Source organism: Bradyrhizobium sp. STM 3557 (genome assembly GCF_045571465.1).
Classification (GTDB): Bacteria; Pseudomonadota; Alphaproteobacteria; order Rhizobiales; family Xanthobacteraceae; genus Bradyrhizobium.
Genome location: NZ_CP120697.1, coordinates 5426384 through 5449356 on the forward strand (window position 1 = coordinate 5426384; position 22973 = coordinate 5449356).

Consider the following 22973-nt stretch of genomic DNA (forward strand, 5'->3'; position numbering starts at 1 on the left):
GATGTTTTCCGACCGATTTAATTTTCTGATCGCGTCCGATGGACGGAAGGTGACAAATACAGAACGATTGCACGAAGGCCCTGCTTGGCAATCCATCACCGTCAGTCGGTCCGCGGGCGGGAGATCGAACCTCGCGCGCAGGGCCGATCCATTGACCAACCCACGCCTTTCAACTTGAAACATTCGGTGTTTTACCACTGAATTTACGTCTCTTGGTACGAGCAGTGCAGGATCCAGTGATGTCAAACGGAGGCACGACCGGCAACGAAGCGTCGTCAATCGCAGTTGTCGGTATGGCGGGGCGTTTTCCAGGCGCGCCCAACGTGGCAACGTTCTGGAAGAACATTCGCGAGGGTCGTGAATCCGTTCGCGTCTTTACCGAGCAGGAGTTGCTTGCCGCCGGCGAACGCCTCGAGGTTGTGCGCGACCCCGCTTATGTCAGGGCATGCGGTTATTTGGACGACATCGATAAGTTCGATGCAGCATTTTTCGGCATCTCCCCTCGCGACGCCGCCGTCTTCGACCCGCAGCACCGCCTGTTCCTCGAATGCTCGTCGGAGGCATTCGAGGATGCTGGCTATGTCGGCGGGAAGATCGGCGGCCCGGTCGCCGTCTTTGCCGCGTCGGGCGCGAGCGAATACTTCACCTATAACCTCGTGACCAACGAGGAGGTGTTGCGCTCGATCGGCGCGTGGCTGCTCCGTCACACGGGCAATGATCCCAACTTCCTCGCAACGCGCGTATCCTACGAACTTGACCTCGTCGGCCCGAGCCTGAATGTGCAGACGGCCTGCTCGTCGTCCCTCGTTGCGGTTCATCTCGCCTGCCAGAGTCTCCTCAATGGCGAGTGCGATGTGGCACTTGCCGGCGCCTCCACTATCTACCCGGAGCAGCGAGGCTATTTGTACAGGCCGGGAGAGATCCTGTCTCCTGACGGCCATTGTCGTCCGTTCGATGCGCAGGCCGGCGGGACGGTGATGGCATCTGCCGTCGGTTGCGTCATTCTCAAGCGGCTTTCGGACGCCGTGCGGGACGGCGACCACATCCGCGCGGTGATCCGCGGCTCGGCCATCAACAATGATGGCTCCGACAAAGTGGGCTATCTCGCCCCAAGCGTCGGCGGGCAGGCTCGTGTCATCTCCGAGGCTCTGGACCTGGCGGGTGTCGCGCCTGACGACGTCTCCTATATCGAAGCGCACGGTACCGGCACGCTGATCGGCGATCCGATCGAGATCACGGCCTTGATCGAGGCGTTCGGCCCCGACGTGCAACGGCAATCATGCGCCATCGGTTCGGTCAAATCCAACATCGGCCACGCGGGCGAAGCCGCGGGCATGTGCAGCCTGATCAAGACCATCTGCGCACTCCAGCACCGCGAGTTGCCCGCCACGCTTCACTATCAGACGCCAAATCCGCAGGTCGACCTTGAGCGCTCGCCCTTCTTCGCCAATGCCAGCCTGCGGCCTTGGTCGGTCGCACCTGGCAAGACGCGGATAGCTGGGGTCACGAGCCTGGGTGCCGGCGGCACCAACGCCCATCTCATCGTGGAGGAAGCTTCGTCTCGCCCCTTTCAGACGCAGCGTTATGCCGGACCACAATTGCTCTTGCTCTCTGCGCGCTCCAGCGCGGCGCTCGATGCGGCGAGCAGGAATCTGGCCAACCATCTGCGCGCGAATTCCGAGCAGCCGCTGGATGAGGTCGCATTCACGCTGATGGCGGGACGCGAAGCGTTCGAGTTCCGTCGTTCGCTGGTGGCGCGCGATGCGGCCTCCGCGGCGGCTCAACTGGACGGTGGAGATCCGCAGCGCATGGTCACGGGCAAGGCCGTGCGCGAGCCTACCTCGACGGTGTTCCTCTTCCCCGGTGGTGGAGCGCAATATGCCGGCATGGGTGCCGAGCTCTATGAAAGGGAGCCGGTCTATCGCGACGCATTGGACGCGTGCCTCTCCGTCGTTCAGCCCCGGACCAAGGTCGATCTTCGCAGCTTGATGTTTCCGCCGCCCGAGCAGGCGCCGGAGGCGGACAGGCAGTTGCAGGCTCCCTCGCTGGCGCTTCCCGCCCTGTTCGCGGTCGAGTACGCGCTGGCGACGCTGCTGCGATCGTGGGGCATCGTCCCCGCCGCGCTGATTGGGCATAGCGCCGGAGAGTATGCGGCCGCCTGTGTGTCGGGCGTTCTTTCGATGCCGGATGCGATCTCGCTCGTGGCGCTGCGCGGCATGTTGTTCGAGAAGCTGCCACGCGGCGCCATGCTATCGATCGCGCTGCCCGAGCGGCAGGTGCGACCGCGGCTCGGAAGCGAGCTTTCGCTTGCGGCTGTCAACGGGCCCTCGCTGTGCGTCGCATCAGGACCGGTGGACGCAATCGCGCGGCTCGAGGCCGAACTTGCTGCGGACCAGATCGAGCACGCGCGCGTTCACATCGACGTCGCCGCCCACTCGTCGATGCTCGAGCCGATCCTGGCCGAGTTCGAGCGCTTCTGCAGACCTATCGCCTTCCGCAAGCCAACGATTCCGTTCGTGTCCAATCTCACCGGCACCTGGATCACGGACACTGAAGCGACGGACCCCGCCTACTGGGTCCGTCATCTCCGCAACACCGTGCGGTTCGACCAGGGCGCGCGGACCTTGCTCGAGAGCGGACGTCGTGCGCTGCTGGAAGTGGGTCCCGGCCGCACGCTCGCCGGCCTTTGCAGGCAGCAGCCTGGGAAAGCCGCTGTCGTGACCACCACGCTCCGCCACCCCAACGAAGCGGCGTCTGATCTCGCTTTCCTGAAGGAGGCGGTGGGCCGGCTCTGGGTGGCAGGCGTCGAGATCGATCCCACCAGTTTCTTCACGCGCGATTCACAACGCCGCGTGTCGTTGCCCACCTATCCCTTCGAGCGGCAGCGGTACTGGATCGACAAGGGGGTCCAGACCGCGCCCTCGAACTCGCTGACACGGCGGCCCGATCTGAGCCAGTGGTTCTCCGCCCCCTCCTTCCTGCGTTCGGCGCCCTCCGAGCCGCTGCCTGAAGCGGAGCTTCGTAAACCCTGGCTGGTGTTCACCGACGATTCGCCGCTCGCCGCGGCGATCGTCAAACGCCTGCGGACGTCTGGCGCGCGCGTTTCCACGGTGGCAGCTGCGGCCGAGTTTGCAGAGCGCGGCCCACAGAGCTTCACGATCGATCCGGCCCGTGCAGGCGATTATTCCAAGCTGATGGAGGTGCTGCGAACGGAAGATGCGTTGCCGGCGCATATCGTGCACCTCTGGGCGCTGGCGCCCCGACCCCGGCGGTTGTTCGGCTCCTTGGGCGACGCCGACCTCGCCGCCTGGGACGCCGGCGCGGTCCGCAACTTCTACAGTCTGCTGTTCCTGGCGCAGGCGTTGGCATTCGAGGTGGAGCAGGTCCGGCTGACCGCCATCGGCAGCGCGATCGAGGCGCTTCCCGGCGAACGCGAGGTGCACCCTGAGAAGGCGAGCTTGATGGGCGTCTGCCGCGTGTTGCCACGCGAGATGCCTGGCGCATCATGTTCGGTCATTGATGTGGTCGTGCCGCCGGCAAGATCTGGCGCAGAAGCGCTGCTGGCCGATCGCCTGCTCGGCGAGTTGCACGCGAGCAGGCGCGATCCATTCGTCATGCTGCGCGACGGCGGACGATGGGTGCAGCGTTTCGAGCCGCTGGCGTTGGATCCCGCACCGGGCGTTCGTAACTGGCTGCGCGAAGGCGGCGTTTATCTGGTCACTGGCGGACTGGGCGGCATCGGCCTGGAGCTGATGCAGCATCTGGCGCTGCACGCGAAGGCCCGCCTGGTGTGCGTCGGCAGGTCTGCGATGCCGGAGGAATCGGCCTGGGATCACTGGCTCCGGGAGCATGGCGAGCAGGACAGCACGTCGCAGAGAATCCGGAGAGTGCGGGCATTGCGGGCGCTTGGTGCCGACGTGATGCTGGCTGCGGCCGACGTCACGGATCGCAAGGCCATGGCCCGTGTCGTGGCCGAGGCAGCGCGACGCTTTGGCACGATCAACGGTGTCTTCCATTGCGCCGGCGTGCTCAAGGATCAGCTGATCGCGCTTCGTGCTCCCGAGGCTCAATCGTCCGTGCTCTCGGTCAAGGCCAGGGGTGCCCTGGTTCTGCAGTCGCTGTTCAAGGACGGTGACCTGGATATCCTGATCAATTTCTCTTCGGTCAGCTCGATCCTTGGGCTGCCCGGACAGGCCGACTATACCGCCGCCAATGCCGTCCTGGACGCGCTCGCGAAGGCGCGCGCCGCTCGCGGCTGTCGGACGCGCACCGTCAGCATCAACTGGAATGCCTGGAAGGAAGTGGGCATGCTCGCGACGCTGGTCCGCGAGCGTCATGGGATGGCAACGGGCGATCTGACCGGCGCGGGCTCTCTTCTTGGCGACTGCGTGCGCGACGATGCCGGGCAAACACTCTTTCATTCGGTGCTGCACCCTCGAACACATTGGCCGCTGGGCGAGCACGTCGTCAGGGATGGTCAGGCCGTCATTCCAGGCACGGGTTTCCTGGAGCTTGCGCGAGCGGCGCTTGCCCATCGGGCCGACGACCGGCCGATCGAGATCCGCGACCTCATATTCCTCCAGCCTTTCGCCGTCGGGCCTGACGAGGCGCGGGCGATCAATATCAAGCTGGATCGCGAAGGCGATCATAGCCTAGTGGTCTATGGCGACTCCGAGGAGCAGCCCTATGTCACGGCGCGGGTCGCGTATGCCGATGCGCCGGCGGCTCCAAGGCGATCGGTCTCGGCCATTCGCGGACGCTGCCGCGAGCGTGGTGAGGTGATGAACAGCGGACTGGTCCAGAGCTTCATGGATTTCGGTCCGCGCTGGTCCAATATCCGGGCGATCCATCTCGGCCAGGGCGAAGCGTTGATCGATCTCGCATTGCCCGCCGCCTTCGCCGCCGACCTCGCAACCTATGCGCTGCACCCGGCGCTGCTCGACATGGCAACCGGTGCCGCGCAGAAGCTGATCCCGGGATTTGCGGGCGACGACGACTTCTACGTTCCATTCTCTTATGGCCGGGTGCTGGTGAGGCGATCGGTGCCCGCCGCCTTCTCCAGCCACGTGCGCTTGCAGGCCGCGGAAGGCAGAAGCGCGATCTTTGACGTGACGTTGCTCGATGAAGACGGAAACGAGCTGGTCTCTATCGAACGGTACGTCATGCGCCGGGTCGAGGCGTTCGCGTCCGCATCTGCCTCGTCCAGGCCAGTGCGGCCAGATGGTCCGGAGACCGCCGAGGAGAGTTTCCTGCGCGAAGGCATGACCACTGCGGAGGGTCTCGAAGCGCTGGATCGCATCCTCGCCTGCAACGTCTCGCCGCAAGTCGCAGCCTCCACGCTTGACCTCGACCTCTGGCTGGATCGGCTAGACCATGGCGGTCGCGGAGCCCCAGCGGAGGAGGTCAATTGGTTCATCGGAACGCCGGGCCTCGTGCGTCCCGGTGGCGATGCCGAGCTCAGAGCGCCCCGCGATGCGATTGAGAGGGATCTGGCGGCAATCTGGAAGGAGATGCTGGGCGTTCAACAGATCTCGATCGATGATGACTTCTTCGAACTGGGCGGACAGTCGCTGATCGCGATGCGACTCTTCAACCGGATTCGTAAGCAGCATGGGGTCGAGTTGCCGCTCTCCGTGCTGTTCCAGGCCCCGACCATCGCCGCCACCGCGGCGCTGTTGCGCGAGGCCAAAGGACTGGCCGCGATCGATCCGTCGGCTGATGGCGTGGACGCGCCGCTGCAAGCGAGCGCCGAAGACCTGCCATCGGCAGAGCGTACATCGGCGCCCACCGATCATATCGCCAGCGAAACTCCCTTCGTAGGCGATGTGAAATCCTCAAGCGGTCGGTTGGCACCTCGATCATTGGTCGAGATCGCACGCGGCGGCGATCGGCCGCCATTGTTCTGCGTTCATGGCGCCGGGGGCAACGTCCTCAACTTCCGCGACCTCTCCTGGGGCCTCCACCACGACCAGCCATTTTTCGCGCTGCAGGCCCGTGGCATCGACGGCACGAGCAAGCCGCACGGCTCGATCGAGGAGATGGCGGAGGCTTATATCGCGGAGATCCGCGCGTTGCGGCCGCGCGGTCCCTATTTGCTGGCCGGCTACTCAGGTGGCGGCGTCGTCGCTTTCGAAATGGCGCAACAACTGACAGCCATGGGTGAAGAGGTCCCGCTCCTGGTGTTTTTCGACACGTTCCACCCGCAAATGCCGATCCGCACCGTGTCATTAGACCGTATGCTGCTCCGTTTGCGCAACGAAGGTCTCGGTTACATCAAGGAGATCGCACGCAACAGACGCGACCGCATTCGTCTGGCGCGCGAGCGGTGGCAAATCAGCCGCTGCGTCCTCGAGAACAAGCCCGTGCCGCACGCCCTGCGTGATCGCCAGCTCACCGACAATTTCGGCCAGGCCGCCGCGCGCTACCGACCTCAGCCGTGGCAGGGGAAAGCGCTTCTCTTTCGGGCCGAGAGTGTCCCCTACATCTATGGCGGCGGTGGACCATACTACGGGTGGGACAGCGTGATCATGGGTGGAGTGAAGACGGTCATCATTCCCGGCAATCATGACACGCTGTTGCTCGGACCGAACGCCAAGGTGTTGATGGGTCCATTGAATGCTGCGCTCGACAAAGCTGGTCTGCGCAAGCCCTCCAAGCCCGCGCCGGTCAGGGAAGCGAGCGTCTAAGATCGTCGCGGCTCACCCATCATTCCCCCGGTGAAGCAAACGGATTGTCGGGGTCACGCGCATCGGCATAGGCGCGCCGACAGGAATAAGTGTCGAACAGGCGCTTGACTGTCGAGAGAACCGGTACGCCTCTTCTTTGCCGAAACGCCGCATAGGCCGGACAGACGCCCTTCTGCATCAGTGCCCTGCAACTTGCCATGTCACGGCGCACGGCGGCATTCGCGCGCTCGCCGTTCGAGGCAGCATATTGCCAGGCAAGCGTTTGCATATGCCGGCCTGTCTCCGGCAATAATGCAGCCGGGATTGCCGCCCCCTCAGGGCTGCGGCCGAACAGGACCGCATAGTGCACCAGCGCCATGAAGTAACGGCCGGCCTCGCTCAAATGCACATGATCGGAAAAGAGCAGGCGCACGCGCTCACCCGGGGTGCTGGCCGCCACGCCCGGCACCTTGCCATCCCACAACGCGGCGGTCAGCTCCGCGAGTGCGCCACCACCCGGCAGCACGCGAACCCGCGGGACATCGCCGCGCGGGGGAAGGTCGAGGTTTGCGCGGCTGGCGATGCATTCCCACATCGGCAATACCGCCCGCTCGTAGTCGATCCAGGGCCATGGCGCATCGGGATTCAGACCGAGCCAACTATGATAGAGGAACACCTCTGCCTCGGGGTTTCCTGCCAGCAGGTGTTTGGCCATGTCGGTCAGATACAATACGGTACGCTCCTTGCGCGCGATGGCGGGGAGATCGTGACGCTCGGTGACGACGAGAACATCATACTTGTCGCCGGGCGCCAGTCGCCGGGGCTGGCGCAGTTCTTCGGCGACATCAAGCCCAGCGCCTTCGCGGTTCTGGCCGGCACAATAGCCGGTCCACTCGGACGCCGAAGCCACCTCCCCTTTGGTCCGCTGACGCAGGAGCGAATAACCCAAGACCTGCGTCTCGAAATCCAGGCGATCTCCAAGAGAGTCCGCAATCTGCTCGACGACATCTGGAATTGCTTCGCTGAGGCTATGGCCGGAGTAGAAGACGCGGACGTGATCCCTTCGCGCCCAAGCCGACGTGCCGGCCGCTGCACGCGTGTTCTCCCTCATGGCTACGCCTCCCACGGGCACTCAGGACGCCCCCGCACCTGCCGACCGGCTGACGCCGCCGCCCCAGGCACCTGCTCCCAATCATAACGACGACATCTGTTCGCGACTTGCAATTCGAATTTGCAAAACTTGCAGGTCGTGAATTTCGTCCGATCGCCCGAGGGCGAGCTCAATTTGGCCTGAAATCGAAATCAAACGCTCCTGTCGAACCCTTCAGCTATCCCGCTGCGCGGCCTACGCTTGAGCATTGCGGAGCTCCGGCAACGGCTTAAGGTCGCCAAAGCCAGCGCGCGAGCGGAATCGCGAGAGCCGGCCCGACGAGTTGGGCGGCAATGAACGCGGCCACGCCATGCGGAGCGATGCCGGCGAAGGTGTCGGACAACGATCGAGCGATCGTCACCGCGGGATTGGCAAACGAGGTCGATGCCGTGAACCAGTAGGCCGACGTGATATAGAGTCCCACAGCGTAGGGAATAGCGCCCGGTGTGCGCGCAGCAACTCCGAAGATCGTCGCCAGCAGACCGAACGTCGCCACCGCCTCGGCGAGCCACTGCCCAGCACCATGACGCTGCGTGAGAGAAACCTGCCAGACAGAGAGCTCGAACATCAGGTGAGCAATCCATACACCGACGATCGCGCCAGCGACCTGCGCGGCCACGTAGATCGCAGCATCCGCCCAGGCGGTGCGGTTGCGCAGAGCGAACGCCAACGTCACCGCCGGGTTGAAATGGGCGCCTGACACCGGACCGAATATCAGGATCAGCACGACGAGGATGGCACCGGTCGAGATCGTGTTGCACAACAGCGCCAGCGCCACGTTGCCGCCGGCAAGCTTTTCGGCCATGATTCCGGAGCCGACCACGGCAGCGAGAAGAAACGCCGTCCCGAGCCATTCGGCAAAGGCACGCTGCGCAAGACTCGGCATCAGGCGTCGCGGTCCAGCTGGACGCACTCGCCGTCTTCCTTGACGAACTCGCCGCTTTGCGCTGGCAGGAGATCCAAGACCAGTTCGGACGGACGGCAAAGTCTTACGCCTTTCGGCGTAACCACGATCGGCCTGTTGATCAGGATAGGATGCGCCATCATCGCGTCGAGAAGCTGGTCCTCGGTCAGCGCTTCATTGCCCAGCCCAAGTTCCTGATAAGGCGTGCCCTTCTCACGCAGCAGGTCGCGCACGGAGATTCCCATGCGCGCAACAAGCTGCCGCAGCAGCGCCCGTGCGGGCGGCGACTTCAGATACTCGATCACATCCGGCTCGATGCCGGCATGCCGGATCATGGCCAGCGTGTTGCGCGAGGTGCCGCAATCGGGATTGTGATAGATGATCACGTCCATTGGGCCGCCCTCAACCTCAGCAACATGCAGAGGACTGTTTCGGCACCGCCGACGAGGTGCAGCAGGCGGATTGCCTTTCATGCGCGACCCGCGCACGGTTCTCGCCTGACCCGTCGCCGTAATCGGTGCTCTCGCCGGTCGTGTGGAAGGTCTCCCAGGCGATTCCGGCGGGATCGTCGATCCAGGATTTTTCGGACCTGGCGTAGCAGCACGTCGTCTGGCCCTGCTCGATGACGTTGCCGCCGGCCTGGCGGAGGCGCGCATAGACCTCATGCAGTTCGTCGGCGGTCTCGACCTGTATGCCGAGATGATCGAGTCCTGGCTCTCGCCCCCGCGTCGAGATTGCGAAGTTCACGCGAGGGTCCTCGAGCATCCATTTGGCATAGTCGGATTTCACCACGGAAGGCTCGGCGGCGAACAAGGCGGAGTAGAACCCGATCGATTGCGGAATGTCCTCGACGGAAACATGCACATGCAGGCGCTTCATGGCGTGTCCTTTCAGGCTGGCACTTTGGCGCGTTTCCGCGCGGGTTTGGCGGGCTTGCACCCTGCGGCCGGAGCGCATGGCAACCCGCCACAGCAATTTTCGGTCAGGAAGCCGAGCAACGCGTTCATCGTCTCGAACTGCGCGGCGTAGATCATCGACCGCCCCTCGCGTCGGACGGTGGCGAGACCGGCCATCCGGAGCCGGTCGAAATGGAAGGTCAGGGTGTTGGGCGCCAGTTCGAGGGCCTCGGCAATCGCGCCCGCGGACATCCCCTCGGGTCCTGCCTGCACCAGCAGGCGGAACACGTCGAGGCGGTTGTCCTGGGCGAGCGCCGCGAGCGCTGCGATGGCGTCCGTCTTTTCCATATTACAACGATTATCGAAATGACGCGAGCCTGTCAATATCGATCGGCTCGAGCGGCCGGACCGACGGTTCATTCACGTTCGCGCGCTCGTCACGCGAGATGGGAGAAAGCCGTCCGGTGATGGTGGTGGTCACTCTGGTTGCGCCGCGGCACCTGCACCGGGCCAAAGCAAGCGCCGATCAACAAGCGGCTCCTCAAGCGCCTTCAGTTCGTCGGCAGCGGTGATAATCGCGTCCCGAATTTTGAGAAAGTACTCCGCCTCAATCCGCGAGGCGAGCCAATCCAGTTCGCCCGTATAGCCGTGTTCATCCACCTTGCGCAGCACGCCTTGTTCGATCAGCGCGTCGAGGCAGCGCCGAACGTTGGAGCGTGGAAGCCCGAGATATTTGGAGATGTCGGAGGCCGAGCGCGGCGGCGCGCGCAGCTCATCGCTCACGCGAATCGTCATGCCCACCAGCAATTCTTCAAACACGGCACCGAGGTGCTTGCGAGGGTAACCACTACGCATCGCCATGAAGCATGCCACCATCAATTTGCCGACGATCGCCGATTGCCTGGGACGCTTCGCCAATGCCGCGTCTGAATTATCTGGTGTTTCTCTGGCCATTTTCGCCACCTTTGTTTTTGCTTGCGATTGTGTTTAACGGGTGCATGCTTTCGCTGTAAACGTGAGCGATGTTAGTCAGTAGGCGCAATTTCATGCATCGATGGTTCAGACAGACTTACGAAAACAACTTGGCTTTTACAGCCGGCGTGATCAGCCTCGGACTTCTCGGGGTCGTATTGGTGATCGCCGCGCTTTTCGTTCGCTGACTTTCAGCTTCGCGTCTTGTCACGCGCTCTCAAACTGTTTTGCGGAGTCTGGCGATGCATTGCTGTCATGTCTGGAGCGCAATTCCATCTCACGAACGATCCATCGATCGGCCCGCTGCCAAGGGCGATAGCGCTCATCTTGCCGATGGCGTGTTGATCCAGATCACGCGAGGGCGCGGCACGGCACGGCTTGGTCATCGTCGTTAAGGCAAGGGGGAGGACGGCAGTGGCAAACCTCCTTGAGGTTCTCACCAAGATACTCGATCAGTGCATCGATGATCGAGGTATGGAGCTTCCGTTGATCATGTGCCTCATCAGCCATAATCACAGTTTGATGGTGATGCGCATCAACGATGGGGTCGAACCAGACATACTGGCGCGGAACTATGAGGGCGGCCCGATCAAGATGCCGATCCATGTCGTCATCGTCGGCAGCGACAAGGCCGTGCGCGTGGTTATCGATGAGCCGGACAAGATCGGCATTTGCCAGTGACAGCGCTGCGCCGGCATCGTCGCCCCAGCGCGATGCGCAACCCCGAACGTCGGAATCAAATGTGGAAGCAGCTCGTGATCACGAGCCTCGACTCGGCGATGAGCGCCTCACCATTGGGTGCGGACTGTTGCCGAAAGGGCCGAAACGACGGGGAAGCGACGGGCTCGATAGGAGCTTCAATGGGCCAACTTCGGACCCGCGATCACCAGTTCGGGTTCGTCGTGCCGGTGCTCCCGTTGGCGACGCTATCACGGGAAAAGACCGCAGAGCGCCAACCCAGCTCTACGGTCCGATCCCGACTAACTAAAAACTCGTGCTCAAATCCCGCCGGTGTTCCCATAGTAGAACACCCCGTTCCGAAAATGGAGTCCGGAATTCTACGGGAGAGATCTATCATAAGATTGTAAACTCGAGAGAGGTGCCAGGTTGGTTGGTCGATGTCCGAAGGTCAGCACAACGAGCCACTCCAATGGCACTGGCTGTACATTCCGCTGGTCGCCTATCTCGTTCTCTGCGTTGGGCCATCGGTTCTCGCCCCGATCTGGTTTGTGGTGAGCCTATTCACCCTCGATGTGCCTGTTCGTGGCGGCCCCAATCCGCTTTCGCTGCTCGTCATTCCCGTTTTTCTGGCATTAATATTTTGGCCATTTCTCTGGCTGCACGGATTCGCGCGGGACGCGTTGATCAAAGAGCCGTCGTCTGAGAAATCGCTTCGACTGGCGACGATCACGTCGGTTGTTGCGATGAGCCTTCCGGGCTCCCTGCTCTCGCTCTCGATGGCGAGCGCAGACGGAGGCGGACAAGGGGCAGGCATTCTCGCCTTTCTATTCCTCTTTGTCTTGCCGTTGCTCGGCGTTCTCGGATGGCTCACGGCCGAGGTATTGCATGGCTGTGGCCTTGACCCCCGATGTGGCCGGCGTCAGGGCGCTCCGGCGACAGCGGTGTTTCCGCCGAAGCGCCCGCCGCGTCACGTCCCCTGCACCTGCTGTATGGGGGGCGCGACCGCAGCGGGATCATCTGCCGGAACGACTTCAGTCCGATCCGTCGGAATGGGATTTGATGTATCTAGCAAATTGAAATGCTTGGAGCGGGTGAAGGGAATCGAACCCTCGTATTCAGCTTGGAAGGCTGCTGCTCTACCATTGAGCTACACCCGCGTCCGCGACCCGCGCGTGGCGGTCCGGAGACGTTCCCCTAACACGGCGCGCTGACGGTCTCAACCGTCCCGGTTGGCGTAATCCCCTGCCGGAACACCTCCTCTCCCCTGACCGGATGGAACGTCGGTTTCCGCGGCAAAAGTTTCGTGAAATCCGCCCCTTAACGAGATGCTGGGACGGACCTATATTGGGTGTCCCATCAACAACGAAAGGAGGTGATCCAGTGTCTCAATCGAAGCGCTGTCACCTCGCTGGGATCGCCCGCTGAGTTAAAGTAGCGGCTCGGCAGACGGGGCGGTCTCGGCCCTGGACCAGCGAGTTTCAAGATCGGAGCGCGGCGGGCGGCAAGCACGCCGCGTTTTTCGTCCATGAGGCGGGCGGGGTTCAGGCCGGCGCGTCGGCACGGATGAACCGCCGCGCCAGCAGCCCGCCGAAGCCGAGCATCCAGATGTAAGGCGCGTAATGCGGGTCGACTGCAGCGACCGCCGTGCCCGGAATGAACACCAGGAGCGGAAAGATCGCGCCGACGATTTCCCGATAGCGCCCGTCCCGCGCGGTCAGCCACCACAACCAGGCATTCAGCGCACCGATGATGGTGAGATGGCAGCCATAGAGCACGGCGACCGCTTTGCTCATGGCGTAATTGCCGTACAGCCCGTTGGTGACCGGCAGCAGGATGATCGACAGCAGAAAGAACAGGTTGAGGATCACGACGCCACGTGAGCCGAACGGCTGTCGCGCCAGCCGCCGATTGTGGCTGATCCAGAACACGCCGGCGATGATGAAGCTTAGCGCGAGGCTGCCGAGCCGTCCGGAATAGAGATGAAACAGGTCGGTCCAGTTCGGCAGCGCCTGGAAATTGGCCTTGGGCAGGTCGTAGGCCAGCAGCGTCATCGCCACACCGAAGATGGTGTTGGACAGCGACTCCAGCCGGCGCATCTCGAACAGGTCGGGATCTGGCTCGGTCATCTCGCGGCATGGCGGGATGACGTGCGCAGCACGCCGATCTCCCGCGCAATCAGTGGGTGAATGCTCCGCGCCTTATAGCAGACTTCGTCCCCCGGCCAGCATTCCCGCGACGTCCCGGCCGGCCTGCGCCGGACCGGATGCGCGCTCTTCCATATCAGCGGCAAGCATATTTGTGGCCATCGAAGCCGAGATAGCTCTTCGTGGTCGCATTATAGCTGCGATAATGCATGCAGGCTGGCAGGCCCGCGGTCCGCACCGCCGGCGGCTCCGCGGCATGGGCTGACGCTGCATTCGCCTGGATCGGCTTGGCGACGGCAACGACCTGCTTGGCAGGCTTGCCGGCAGCGGCCGGCTTGGCGGCGGTCGTGTTGGCAGCGGTTGTCTTGGCAGCGTGTCGGCCTGCGCGCTTCGCAGGCGTATCGCTGGTGGCCTTCTCCACCGCATTGGGCTGGTCTGCCTTCGCCTCGACAGGTTTGTGCTCGGCGGCTGCCGGCGTCTTATCGGTCGCTGTCAGCGTCTCCTGCGCTGGGGCGGGCTTCAGCTCGGCCGCAGCCGCGACGGGCTTGTCCTCCACGGCAGCGGCCTTGGTCTCGATCGCGGGCTTGTCCGCGACGGCGGTCTTCTCAGGCATCACGACGGGCTTGTCCTCCGGCGCGGCCGGCTTGGCCTCGGCAGCGGTCGCCGGCTTATCGTCGGCGCCCGGCGCCTGCTCCTCACTCGCCACCGGTGCTGCCGGCAGCTTGATCTTGTGCTTGCATTCCAGCGGGAACACCAACTCGCCAGAGGCGGTCATGCCGATCGGCTCGCAACCGCCGAACGGTCCCGTGTCCTTGGCTGCATCCGCCGCAACTGGCGGAGCCGCGGCCGCGGGCGTGTCCCCGCTCTGCGCAAAGGCCGCGCCGAACACAACCTGAAATAGAAAAAATCCGCAGACGACACCGGCTCGGCCGGGCTTCCAACTCACTCTACGCATGACGCAGCCCCTAACTAACTCCCTGATAAAAAGGCCATCACGGCATTGGGGCCACTCTGTGGGCAAAAGCGGGCGCGATCGCGGACTCCGCTGACATCAGCTCCGATTGTGCCTTTTCCGCACCACGCCCGCCGCTCTGCCCGAACTAAGACCCGCCGCGTGCACCGGCGGTCACCTCACACCGCGATCACCTGCCCGCTCGCCTTGTCGAACAGATGCGCACGATCGAGATCGAGCGCGACGTCGAACGGCCGGTCAGGCTCGGCCGCGACACCGACCGGCATCTGCGCGGTGAAAGGAAAGCGGCCGACCGAGCCGATCACCAGCGTATGCGGTCCCAGCGGCTCGACGTCCTTCACGATCAGGCGGATGGTCGAGCCCGCCAATGCGCCTTGAGATGCGCCTTGGCGCAGGATGTGATCGGGGCGCACGCCGAGAATGACCGGCTTGCCGATCATGGGCACGTAGGCCTGCTCGCGGCTTTTCGGCAAGCTAAGCGCCGTGCCCGAGGCTTCCGTGAACACCAGCCCGCCGTCGCGGGCAGCGATCTCGCCCTCGATGAAGTTCATGCTGGGCGCGCCGATGAAGCCGGCAACGAACAGGTTGCGCGGCTTCTCATAGAGCGTGATCGGATCGGCGGCCTGCTCGATCCGTCCCTTGTTCATCACCACGACGCGGTCGGCCATCGTCATGGCCTCCACCTGGTCGTGGGTGACATAGACGATGGTCTTGGCGAGGCGGCGATGCAGCGCCTTGATCTCGGTGCGCATCTCGATCCGGAGCTTGGCGTCGAGATTGGACAGCGGCTCGTCGAACAGGAACACGTCCGGGCTGCGCACGATGGCACGGCCGATCGCGACGCGCTGGCGCTGGCCGCCCGAGAGCTGCTTCGGCCGCCGGTCGAGATAGGGCTCCAGGTCGAGCACGCGCGCGACCTCCTTGACCGCCTTCTCGACATGCGCCCGCGACTCGCCGCGCACCTTCATGCCATAGCCGATGTTCTCGGCGACGCTCATGTGCGGATAGAGCGCGTAGTTCTGGAACACCATCGCGCAATTGCGCAGGCCGGGCCGCAGATCCGTGACGTCGCGCCGACCGATCCGGATCGTGCCGGAGGTCACCGTCTCCAGCCCCGCGATCATCCGCAAGGTCGTGGTCTTGCCGCAGCCGCTTGGGCCGACCAGTACGACGAACTCCTCATCCGCAACGCTGAGGTCTAGTCCCTCGATGATCTTGTACGACCCGTAGGCTTTGGAGACGTTGTCGATCTGGACGTCGGCCATGTCACGCTTTCTATCTCTCGCGCATTCCCGGATGGCGCGCGCCATCCGGGATCCTTCATGCTCACATCACTTCTTCGGCGGCAGGCCCATCGCCGCGCGATAGGCGGCGAGCTGCTTGTCGCGGCCGAACTCGTCGGTCAGCCTGTTCCACTCCTTGGCCATCGCATCGAGCGCGGCTTGCGGCGTGGTCTGGCCGGCCAGCGCCTTGCCGAGCTCGATCTCCACCACCTCGGTGTAGGAGAAGTAGCCGGGCAGACGCATGTCGAGCGCGACGTTCTTGGCGTTGATCGAATCCGCCTGGGCGCCGAGATATTCCTTGGCTTCCTCCGGCGTGAAGATCTTGCTCCACAGCTCCTTGTTCGCGGTGTGCGACTTGCGGTACGGGTTGACGCCGGTGCCGCCGGTGATCGCGGCCTGGCCGGAAACCTCGGGACTGGTCAACGTCTTGACGTAGTCCCACGCCGCCTGCTGGCTCTTGCTGGACTTCGGCACCGCGATCTGCCAGCCGCCGAACGCCATGAACGGCCCCGGCAACACCTCAGGGAACTTGTCCCATTTCTTGGTCTTGGCGTTCCAGATCTCGTCCGAGCCGGGCAGGACGGCCGAGCCAACCTTGCCCGCGATCTTCGACTGTTTCGGATCGGCCGCGATGACGCCGGTGTCGCCCCAGCCGATCGATTCCGCGACCTGGCCGCCGGCCACCGCCGCATTGACCTCGCCGAACGAGAAGTTCAGCGCATTCGGCGGCCCGAGCTTGGAGGCGCGGATATATTCCTCGAGCCCCTTCACCCAGCCGGGATTGTTGATCTGCGCGTCCATCGTCTCCGGATCGAAGAACATCGCGCCCGGATAGTTCGGGTTATTGGTGTAGGCGGCGGCATGGCTGAAGAAGAACCAGAACTGCTGGCCGCCGCGGCGGAACGCTTCCGCCGTGCCCCACAGCCCCTTGTCCGGCCGCTGGAAGTACTCGGCGATGTCGAGATACTGCTTCCAGGTTTTCGGTGGGGCGAGGTCGTAGCCATACTTGGCCTTGAAGGCTTCCTTCTCCTTGGGATCGTCGAACAGATCCTTGCGATAGGTATAGGTGTGGACGTCGCCGTCCATCGACTGCGAATAGATCTTGCCTTCCCACACCATCAGCCGCTCGCGATAGGCCGGCTCGATGTCGTCCCAGTCCTTGCCGGACTGCATGTCCTTTGGCATCTCCGTGAGATACGGCACGAAGTCCGGCAGCCAGGCCGGTGCGAAGCTCACCATGTCGAAGGTGGCATCGCCCGAGGTCAGCGAGGTCGCGATCTTCGGATAGAGCTCCGACCAGGGGAATTCGACGACATTGACCTTGCCGCAGGTCTTCTTGCTCCATTCGTCGGCGCCAAGCTTCAGCGCGGACGCAATGTAAGGTCCGGTCTGGGTCGCGACCGTCAGCGTCACGCCCGAATAGTCCGGGCTGCACGCGGCCTCTGCCTGACCGACCACGCAAGCGGTGGCCAGCGACGTCGCGAGCATCAGGAATGTTCGTCTCAGCATGGTGTACTCTCCCTCCAATAGGCTTCTTCTTTGGTGGTCTACTTGATTGCACCGAGCAGCATGCCGGACCGCATCATGCGGCTGAGCAGCGCTGCCATCACCATCATCGGGACGATGGCAACCAGCGCGGCCGCCGAGATCGCCCACCATTCGTCGCCCCGCTGGCTGTTCTGGCCCGCGACCAGGATCGGCAGCGTCTGCCAGCGTGAATTGGTCAGAAACAGCGCGAACAGGAATTCATTCCAGACAAAGGCGAGCGTGATCATGAATGTCGCGATCAAGCCGTTTATCGACATCGGCACCACGATGCCGAGGAAGATGCGCCAGCTCGGCACATTGTCGACCATCGCCGCCTCCTCGACCTCGATCGGCAGCGCCTCGAAGAAGTCGCGCATCAGCCAGACCACGATCGGCAGCGAGAAGGCGATGTAGCAGAGCGTCAGGCCGACGAAGCTGTCGATCAGCTGGAAGCCGAGCCGGCCGATCTCGCTGTAGAGCAGATAGAGCGCGAAGGCCGTGACGATCGGCGGGAACATGCGCTGGCTGACGAACCAGAACAGAATGTCTTCATTGCCGAGGATCGGTCCCGGCAGCGGCACGCGATTGGCGACGATGGACAGGAGCAGCGCCAGCGGAAATGCCGACAGCAGCGCCTGTGGCCGGGTCAGGCCGAGATAGGTGTTGAAAGCGAGATAGCCGCCGAGCGCGATCGCGAAGAACACAAGGCCCGCACCCAACCGCACCTTGAATTCGAACCGCGCCAGCGCGTAAGCAGCCATCGCTCCGATCGCGGTCGCGATCAGCGCTGCCGAGAGGCCGACCATGGTCGAGTTCAGGAAGGTGTGGAAGAACGCGCCGCGGATGCCCTCATAGAGATCGATGAAGGGTTGCAGGGTCGGCGTGAAGTCGACGAAGGGGATGTAGGTCGGGCCGCCGACCACGCCCGGCGGCGTCTTGAACGCGGTGACGACCACCCAATAGAGCGGAAAGATCGTGATCAGGCACCAGGCGAGGCAGCCGAGCGCAATGAAACGGCGGGACCAGGGCGACAGGCCTCTCACGTTTTTCGTGCTCATCGGCGTTTCTCCAGATGCGGCCGCAGCAGCGCAAGATAGGTGACGCCGATGATGGTGATGGCGATCAGGAACAAGAAGCTCAGCGCCGACGTGTAGCCGAGATTGAACTTCTTGAAGCCCTCCTGATAGGCAAACAGTGTCAGCGTCTCGGTGTCGACGCCCGGCCCGCCGCCGGTCATCACGAACACGGTGTCCATGATCTTGTAGCTCTCGATCAGGCGGATGAAGACCACGGCCGCCGAGATTGGCAGCATCATCGGAAAGGTGATGCCCCAGAACTGCTGCCAGTTGCTGGCATTCTCCAGCTCGGCCGCCTCATAGACATCCTCCGGCAGGGTTTGCAGCCCGGCGAGCAGCATCAGGATGACGAACGGCGTCCACTGCCAGACCTCGACGGCGATGATGCAGGCGAGCGCCCAACGGCCGTTGGTGAGGAACGGCAGATTGACCAGGCCGAACTGGCTGAGCAACTGGTTGAGCGGCCCCATGGTCGGATTGAACATCATGCGCGCGACCAGCGCGACCGCGACCGGCGCCAGCAGCATCGGCAGCAGGAAGGCGACGCGGAACAGCTGCTCACCGGGAATGCGTGCATTCAGCGCCAGCGCCACCGAGAAGCCGATCACATATTGCAGGCCGACCGCGATGACCGCGATCAGCGTCGTTGTCAGGATCGCATTCCAGAAGCGTGGCTCCTGCAGGAGCTGCACATAATTGCCGAGCCAGACCACGCGCGGCGGCATCGGCGGGATCAGTCGGTAGCTCAGGAAGCTCGTCGTCAGGGAGTAGATCAGCGGAAAGATCGAGATCGCGAGCACGACGAGCACCGCCGGCCAGATGAACACGTGCTTGATCGGATCGTTCCGCATCATGACAAGGCGCTCTCCTTGAGCAGCGCCCCAATCTCGGCGCGGTGCGGCATCGACGGCGCGGTGCCCGGCCGCGTCACCGAGATGCCGGCCGCGGCCGAGCCGAAGCGTGCGGCGTCGAGCGGATCGGCGCCCTCCGCGAGCGCGGCCGCAAAGCCGCCGACAAAGGCATCGCCGGCGCCGGTGGTCTCGACCACCTTGCCAGCCGCGAAGGGCGGCACGTGCACCGAGCGGTCGCGAGCATGAAACAGCGCACCGCGTTCGCCGAGCGTGATGACAGCCGTCAGCGCGCCCTTGGTGAGAAGTGCGTCCCCGGCTCGGCGCGCGGCGGCGAGATCAGACACCGCGATGCCGGTGAGCGCTTCGGCCTCGGTCTCGTTCGGCACGATGTAGTCGCAGAGCACATAGAGCGCGTCGTCGAACGGCACCGCCGGCGCAGGATTGAACACGGTGATGCCACCGGCCTCGCGCGCGATTGTGAGCGCGTGCTTTGCCGCATCGACCGGCTGCTCCAGCTGGGTGACGAACACCTTGGCGGAGCGGATCGCATCATCAGCCGCATCGACATCGGCCACGCAGATGCTGCCGGCCGCCCCTGGCGCGATGATGATGGCGTTGTCGCCACTGGTCTCATGCACATAGATGAACGCCGCACCGGTCGGCGTCTCCACCTGCGTCACCCGCGGCACGATGCCTTCCGCCGCCCAGGTCTTGAGCGCGAGCTCGGCGAAAGTGTCCCTGCCGATCCGCGAGATGAAGCTGACGGCTGCGCCTGCGCGCGCCGCCGCCACGGCCTGGTTCGAGCCCTTGCCGCCCGGCCCGACCGCAAAGCCGGAGCCGATGATGGTCTCGCCGATCCCAGGCAGGCGCGATGCGCGAAATGCCAGGTCGGCCACGAACACGCCGAGAATGGCGACGCCCTGCTGGCTCATCGCGACTCCACTCCATCCGGCGGGATCACGCCCTTGGTGAACAGGAAGCAGCCGTAGAAGCGACGCTCGCCGGTCGCGATCACGCAATAGGCGCTCTTGGCCCGCTCATAGAAGGCATGGCGCTCGACGCCGACCAGCGGCCAGGACTTGCCCTCGGCGCGATCGATCACCGCCTGCACCTCCTGCTGCACCGGAGGCACCTCAGTCGGCGCGCCGACGATCTCCATCCTGACAGCGGCATCATCGACGAACGTGTCGAGCGGCATGACCGACAGCACCGCCTGGATGGCGCGCGCTGCGCTGACATTGTCGATGCGGAGCAGCTCGCCGAACACCGTCTGGCGCGCGATCGAGTCGGCCGGGAAATTGGTGTCGCAGATCACCAGGCGGTCGCCATGGCCCATCGCGCGCAGCGCGTAGAGCACATCGGCATTGAGCAGCGGGTCGATGGTTTTCAGCATGGTCCCTCCCTTCTGTGTTCTTGATTGACCCTGACCTTAGCGGCTCTCGGGTCGTCCTGTCGCGTCGCTAATCGCCATAGGGAATCCAGATGTTCTTCACCTGCACCGCGTGGCGCAGCAGGATCGGGCCTTCGGCGGCCGCGGCATCGTACCAGTCTGTCAGCAGCCCGTGATCGACCAGGGTGCGCTTGAGATTGCCGATCGACAGCCGCTCTGCCATTGCGGAGGTTTCCTTGGAGCCGAACACCCAGAGTGCATCGACATCGTCGTGCTCGGCCAGCACCTTGACCAGGGCATCGCGCCTGCCGGTGACGATATTGATGGCGCCCGCCGGCACGTCCGATGTTTCCAGCACCTGGTAGAGATCGGTCGCCACCAGAGGATACCGCTCGCTCGGGATCACGACGACGCGGTTGCCCATTGCGATCAAGGGTGCCACCAGGCTGACGAGCGCGAGCAGCGGCGCCTCGTCGGGACAGGCGACGCCGACGACGCCAATCGGCTCGTGCATGGCGAGCGCGACGCCGCGCAGCGGCGGCGTGTGCACCGCGCCGTCATATTTGTCGGCCCAGGCGCCGTAGCTGAACAGACGCGCGATGGCGGCATCGACCTCCGCCTTTGCTTTCGTACTCGCAAGACCCGTCATTGCTGCGACGCGTGCGGCAAATTCATCCGCGCGCGCGGACAGGTTCTCCGCGAGGTAATAGAGGATCTGGGCACGGCTATGCGCGGTTGCCCGGCCCCAGGCTTCGGCCGCCCGCGCCGCAGCCACGGCGTTGCGAATGTCCTTGCGGTTGCCCTCGCCGACCTCGCCGAGATGCTTGCCCTTCGGTGACAACACTGCGCGCGAATAATTGCCGTCGGGCCGCATTTGCTTGCCGCCGATGAAGAGCTTTGGCGTGCGATCGATCGGCGGCAGTTCGAAGCCTGCGCGCTCATCGACGTCGGTAAGCGCCGGCTGGGCCGCGCGCGGCTTGCGCCCGCTCCAGGCAACCGGCTTGAGATACTCGAAAATACCTTCGCGGCCGCCCTCGCGGCCGAAGCCGGATTCGCGATAGCCGCCGAAGCCGACGCCGGCATCGAACAGGTTGGTGGCGTTGATCCAGACCACGCCGGCCAGAAGTCTTGGCGCGATATCGAGCGCGCGCCCGATGGTCTCGCTCCACACGCTCGCCGCGAGGCCATAGCGCGTGTTGTTGGCGAGCATCACCGCCTCGTCCGGAGTGCGGAACGTCATCGCCACCAGCACGGGGCCGAAGAGTTCCTCGATCGCAACCGTCGCTGTGGGCTGCACGTCCCAGAGCAGGGTCGGCGGATAGAAGCAGCCGTGCTGCGGCAGCGCGCAGGGCGACTGATATTTCCGCGCGCCCTCCTTCACGCCGGTCTCGACGAGCGACGTGATGCGCGCGAGCTGAACGGGATCGACGATCGCACCCATATCGATCGCCTTGTCGAGCGGCGGCCCGACGCGCAAGCTCTCCATCCGGCGCACCAGGCGCTGGCGGAAGCTCTCGGCGATCCCCTCCTGCACCAGCAGCCGCGAGCCGGCACAGCACACCTGACCCTGGTTGAAGAAGATGGCGTCGACCACGCCCTCGACCGCAGCGTCGAGGTCGGCATCCTCGAAAACGATGAAGGGCGACTTGCCGCCAAGCTCCAGGGTCAGCGACTTTCCGGTGCCGGCGGTGGCCTGCCGGATCAGCCGGCCAACCTCCGTCGATCCGGTGAAGGCAATCTTGTCGACACCGTTGTGATCGACCAGAGCTGCACCGGTCGCACCATCGCCGGTGACGACGTTGAGCACGCCCGGCGGCAGGCCAGCCTGTGCGGCAAGCTCGGCAAACAGGAGCGCGGTGAGCGAGGTGAACTCTGCGGGCTTCAGCACCACGGTGTTGCCCATCGCCAGCGCCGGCGCGATCTTCCATGCCAGCATCAGCAGTGGGAAATTCCAAGGGATGATCTGGCCGATCACGCCGAGCGGCGCGTAGCCCGCGAACTCGCGCTCCTGCAGCTGCGCCCAGCCGGCATGATGCAGGAAGTGCCGCGCCGCGAGTGGAACATCGAGATCACGGGTCTCGCGCAGCGGCTTGCCGTTGTCGATCGCCTCCAGCACTGCGAACAGCCGCGCGTGGCGCTGCAGCATCCGCGCCAGCGCATAGAGATGCCGCGCCCGGCCGTGACCGCCGAGCTTCAGCCATTGCGGCTGCGCCTTGCGTGCAGCGGCAACCGCCGCATCGATATCGGCCGCGGAGCCATGCGCGACCTTGGCCAGCGCCTTTCCGGTGGCCGGCTCGGAGGTCGTGAAATGCTTGCCGTCCGCGGGCGCTGCGAACGCACCGTTGATGAAATGGCCGAAGCGCGCCTCGTGCCTGGCAAGCCACGCCCGCGCCTCGGCGTCCGCTTCCGGCGCCGGGCCGTAATCCATGGTCTCGAAATATTGCGCGACGCTCACGGCCTC

General features: G+C 64.2%; 17 protein-coding genes and 1 tRNA gene. 2 read left to right on the forward strand and 16 right to left on the reverse strand.

The window, feature by feature from the left end:
* Window positions 1-239 precede the first annotated feature (239 nt).
* Complete coding sequence (locus P6U24_RS24910) at window positions 240-6686, forward strand: type I polyketide synthase (protein ID WP_407155121.1); 6447 nt, start codon at window positions 240-242, stop codon at window positions 6684-6686.
* 19 nt (window positions 6687-6705) lie between these two features.
* On the opposite strand, the gene P6U24_RS24915 is transcribed toward P6U24_RS24910, so the two are convergent.
* The 6 genes from P6U24_RS24915 to P6U24_RS24940 form a co-directional block, all read right to left on the reverse strand.
* Window positions 6706-7776: a hypothetical protein gene (locus P6U24_RS24915; RefSeq protein WP_407155122.1), complete on the reverse strand. Its 1071-nt coding sequence runs from the start codon at window positions 7774-7776 to the stop codon at window positions 6706-6708.
* A 268-nt stretch (window positions 7777-8044) separates the two neighbouring features.
* A complete protein-coding gene (locus tag P6U24_RS24920; RefSeq protein ID WP_407155123.1) occupies window positions 8045-8701 on the reverse strand; it encodes an aquaporin in 657 nt (218 codons plus the stop codon).
* Window positions 8701-9111 carry an arsenate reductase (glutaredoxin) gene (gene arsC / locus P6U24_RS24925; protein ID WP_407155124.1) on the reverse strand — a complete coding sequence of 137 codons (411 nt, stop codon included), beginning with the start codon at window positions 9109-9111 and terminating at the stop codon, window positions 8701-8703. Before arsC ends, P6U24_RS24920 begins: the two co-directional genes overlap by 1 nt.
* A gap of 16 nt (window positions 9112-9127) precedes the next feature.
* The gene (locus tag P6U24_RS24930) at window positions 9128-9598 is read right to left on the reverse strand and encodes an ArsI/CadI family heavy metal resistance metalloenzyme (RefSeq protein ID WP_407155125.1); all 471 of its coding nucleotides are present in this window, start codon (window positions 9596-9598) and stop codon (window positions 9128-9130) included.
* An 11-nt stretch (window positions 9599-9609) separates the two neighbouring features.
* Window positions 9610-9963 (reverse strand): ArsR/SmtB family transcription factor, encoded by a 354-nt coding sequence (locus P6U24_RS24935; protein ID WP_407155126.1) that lies wholly within the window; start codon window positions 9961-9963, stop codon window positions 9610-9612.
* A 129-nt stretch (window positions 9964-10092) separates the two neighbouring features.
* Window positions 10093-10569, reverse strand: a complete 477-nt coding sequence (locus P6U24_RS24940; RefSeq protein WP_407155127.1) for a helix-turn-helix domain-containing protein — start codon at window positions 10567-10569, stop codon at window positions 10093-10095.
* A gap of 396 nt (window positions 10570-10965) precedes the next feature.
* On the opposite strand from P6U24_RS24940, the gene P6U24_RS24945 reads away from it, so the two are divergent.
* On the forward strand, window positions 10966-11268 hold the full coding sequence (locus P6U24_RS24945) for a hypothetical protein (protein ID WP_407155128.1): 303 nt from the start codon (window positions 10966-10968) through the stop codon (window positions 11266-11268).
* A gap of 1083 nt (window positions 11269-12351) precedes the next feature.
* Here the strand turns inward: P6U24_RS24945 and P6U24_RS24950 are convergent.
* The 10 genes from P6U24_RS24950 to P6U24_RS24995 all read right to left on the reverse strand — a co-directional run bounded on the left by P6U24_RS24950 (window position 12352) and on the right by P6U24_RS24995 (window position 22967).
* Window positions 12352-12425, reverse strand: a tRNA-Gly gene (locus P6U24_RS24950).
* Between the two features lie 384 nt (window positions 12426-12809).
* Window positions 12810-13394, reverse strand: a complete 585-nt coding sequence (locus tag P6U24_RS24955; protein ID WP_407155129.1) for a TMEM175 family protein — start codon at window positions 13392-13394, stop codon at window positions 12810-12812.
* 154 nt (window positions 13395-13548) lie between these two features.
* Window positions 13549-14367: a hypothetical protein gene (locus P6U24_RS24960; RefSeq protein ID WP_407155130.1), complete on the reverse strand. Its 819-nt coding sequence runs from the start codon at window positions 14365-14367 to the stop codon at window positions 13549-13551.
* A gap of 176 nt (window positions 14368-14543) precedes the next feature.
* Window positions 14544-15650, reverse strand: a complete 1107-nt coding sequence (locus P6U24_RS24965) for an ABC transporter ATP-binding protein (protein WP_407155131.1) — start codon at window positions 15648-15650, stop codon at window positions 14544-14546.
* A 66-nt stretch (window positions 15651-15716) separates the two neighbouring features.
* Window positions 15717-17156, reverse strand: coding sequence for an extracellular solute-binding protein (locus P6U24_RS24970; protein ID WP_407160573.1), 1440 nt, complete (start codon window positions 17154-17156; stop codon window positions 15717-15719).
* Between the two features lie 59 nt (window positions 17157-17215).
* Window positions 17216-18253, reverse strand: coding sequence for a carbohydrate ABC transporter permease (locus P6U24_RS24975; RefSeq protein ID WP_407155132.1), 1038 nt, complete (start codon window positions 18251-18253; stop codon window positions 17216-17218).
* Window positions 18250-19125: a carbohydrate ABC transporter permease gene (locus P6U24_RS24980; protein WP_407155133.1), complete on the reverse strand. Its 876-nt coding sequence runs from the start codon at window positions 19123-19125 to the stop codon at window positions 18250-18252. Before P6U24_RS24980 ends, P6U24_RS24975 begins: the two co-directional genes overlap by 4 nt.
* On the reverse strand, window positions 19122-20054 hold the full coding sequence (gene rbsK, locus P6U24_RS24985) for a ribokinase (RefSeq protein ID WP_407155134.1): 933 nt from the start codon (window positions 20052-20054) through the stop codon (window positions 19122-19124). The genes P6U24_RS24980 and rbsK overlap by 4 nt, the downstream gene beginning before the upstream one ends.
* A complete protein-coding gene (locus P6U24_RS24990) occupies window positions 20051-20515 on the reverse strand; it encodes an RbsD/FucU family protein (protein WP_407155135.1) in 465 nt (154 codons plus the stop codon). Before P6U24_RS24990 ends, rbsK begins: the two co-directional genes overlap by 4 nt.
* A 67-nt stretch (window positions 20516-20582) precedes the next feature.
* A complete protein-coding gene (locus tag P6U24_RS24995) occupies window positions 20583-22967 on the reverse strand; it encodes an aldehyde dehydrogenase family protein (RefSeq protein WP_407155136.1) in 2385 nt (794 codons plus the stop codon).
* Between the last annotated feature and the right edge of the window lie 6 nt (window positions 22968-22973).

Bases quoted from the DNA above. Each gene is read 5' to 3' on its own strand.
- P6U24_RS24910 (WP_407155121.1), top strand. From the start codon at position 240: ATGTCAAACGGAGGCACGACCGGCAACGAAGCGTCGTCAATCGCAGTT.
- P6U24_RS24915 (WP_407155122.1), bottom strand. From the start codon at position 7,776: ATGAGGGAGAACACGCGTGCAGCGGCCGGCACGTCGGCTTGGGCGCGA.
- P6U24_RS24920 (WP_407155123.1), bottom strand. From the start codon at position 8,701: ATGCCGAGTCTTGCGCAGCGTGCCTTTGCCGAATGGCTCGGGACGGCG.
- arsC (WP_407155124.1), bottom strand. From the start codon at position 9,111: ATGGACGTGATCATCTATCACAATCCCGATTGCGGCACCTCGCGCAAC.
- P6U24_RS24930 (WP_407155125.1), bottom strand. From the start codon at position 9,598: ATGAAGCGCCTGCATGTGCATGTTTCCGTCGAGGACATTCCGCAATCG.
- P6U24_RS24935 (WP_407155126.1), bottom strand. From the start codon at position 9,963: ATGGAAAAGACGGACGCCATCGCAGCGCTCGCGGCGCTCGCCCAGGAC.
- P6U24_RS24940 (WP_407155127.1), bottom strand. From the start codon at position 10,569: ATGGCCAGAGAAACACCAGATAATTCAGACGCGGCATTGGCGAAGCGT.
- P6U24_RS24955 (WP_407155129.1), bottom strand. From the start codon at position 13,394: ATGACCGAGCCAGATCCCGACCTGTTCGAGATGCGCCGGCTGGAGTCG.
- P6U24_RS24960 (WP_407155130.1), bottom strand. From the start codon at position 14,367: ATGCGTAGAGTGAGTTGGAAGCCCGGCCGAGCCGGTGTCGTCTGCGGA.
- P6U24_RS24965 (WP_407155131.1), bottom strand. From the start codon at position 15,650: ATGGCCGACGTCCAGATCGACAACGTCTCCAAAGCCTACGGGTCGTAC.
- P6U24_RS24970 (WP_407160573.1), bottom strand. From the start codon at position 17,156: ATGCTCGCGACGTCGCTGGCCACCGCTTGCGTGGTCGGTCAGGCAGAG.
- P6U24_RS24975 (WP_407155132.1), bottom strand. From the start codon at position 18,253: ATGAGCACGAAAAACGTGAGAGGCCTGTCGCCCTGGTCCCGCCGTTTC.
- P6U24_RS24980 (WP_407155133.1), bottom strand. From the start codon at position 19,125: ATGATGCGGAACGATCCGATCAAGCACGTGTTCATCTGGCCGGCGGTG.
- rbsK (WP_407155134.1), bottom strand. From the start codon at position 20,054: ATGAGCCAGCAGGGCGTCGCCATTCTCGGCGTGTTCGTGGCCGACCTG.
- P6U24_RS24990 (WP_407155135.1), bottom strand. From the start codon at position 20,515: ATGCTGAAAACCATCGACCCGCTGCTCAATGCCGATGTGCTCTACGCG.